General features: G+C 43.7%; 1 protein-coding gene. It reads right to left on the bottom strand.

The genetic code is table 11. The annotated features are described in order from the left end of the window. Positions 1-1,201 (bottom strand): hypothetical protein (locus COT43_11455; GenBank protein ID PIS27253.1); only part of this gene is annotated, 1,201 nt, incomplete at its 3' end. Positions 1,202-1,454: the final 253 nt, after the last annotated feature.

Here is a 1,454-nt window from a genome sequence, read left to right as displayed (position 1 = left end):
GTTGAATGGTATTAATGCCGAGTTCTACAAGATGATCGATGCCGGTGGATAGATCGGTTCCGGGAAGTTTCGTTCCGATTTCCGTGAAAGCGAGATATTTGCCTTTGTTCGTCATGCCTGAGTTTTCCCCAATAGAGAAATCGCGGACGTGCATTTCGTAGATCACCGCATCTTGAAATGGGAATGATGGACTCTTAACAATAGGCGTATCGTCTTCGAATATCAGGCTTCGACCATCGTGCGTCGTCACACAACGCGCGTAAGGATCAACGATTTCCCTCTTAGGATCGAAATCCTGCGACAAACCGTCAACGGTGTAAGTGTAATATTTTCCGATGAGATCGCCCGGAAGTTCGGTTTTCCAGATGCCATTCTTTCCCTTTTTCAGTTTGATCAGGCTCGCATCTCCGCCTTCCGGTAAATCATACAGATTCAGTGTGACTTCCGTAGCAGCAGGCGAATAAACAGAAAATTTTGTCAATTGTTTTGAATAGAAAGCGCCGAGTGGTTCATCGGTGATAAATTCCGGTTGATCTAAAATCCCGCGCAGGTAAATGCCAATCGGTTTGAAACCTTCCACGTGAACTTCGCCAGGAAGCGAATCGACGGAAAGCGTTTGCGATGTCGTCACCTCGACGATTTTCGACGAATCGGAACCGTAAGGAATCAGGAGACATTTTTCGCCTTTGATTTCAACATCGTTACGGAGTGAAAAAACTGGACGCAAACTGGTCGCTTGTGCAGATCGGATCGAATTTGTAAACACAAGAGTTACTTTGTGAGGCGAATCGAGGAATGCACGATGAATGGACGGTTTTGTGTCTGGCGGCTCGGAGAAAATGGCTTCGATACTTTCCAAAATCCAAATTTCGGTGGGCATCGAACGACTCCAAAGCCGGTTTGGATCATCTTTTAATTCCCAGTTTTTATATTTTGGGAGCAAGCCAATATTGCCGGGCGGCGGATATTTTTCGATGCTGAGTTTAAAAACAAGCCCGAAATCGTCCCGCTTTTCAGAGATAACTTCGCGGCTGGTTTGGTCAACCCATGTCCAGAGCGACCAACCCTGATATTGTCCATTGTATCGATGGTAATGAATGGTCAAAGTTTTCATATCCGCTCCTTGGGTCACTGGGTTAAAAAACAAGACGCCGGGTAAAATCAAGAAAATGGCAATCAATAATAAAACGGTTTTTTTCATTTGTATTCCTAATCATTTCAATTGCACAAAATCAATGGTCAATTTTACCAACCATTTATTTAAAATTCCATAAGAATCGTTGCCCGGAATTAGTAATTTTCAAATGAGGACGCGCACTTTCAAATGAGCGCACTGACAAATATGATGAAGAATAGGCTACTGATACTTACAACCGTTTTTACCGTGATCTGTACCGGATTGACCGATGTTTCTAATGCGGACGAAAATTACAGTCAGTCAGAATTCATTTTCG

The organism is Candidatus Marinimicrobia bacterium CG08_land_8_20_14_0_20_45_22, from assembly GCA_002774355.1.
GTDB lineage: Bacteria > Fidelibacterota > UBA2242 > UBA2242 > UBA2242 > 0-14-0-20-45-22.
Note: the sequence above shows the minus strand (reverse complement) of the source record. Positions and strands in the feature narration are given on the sequence as shown.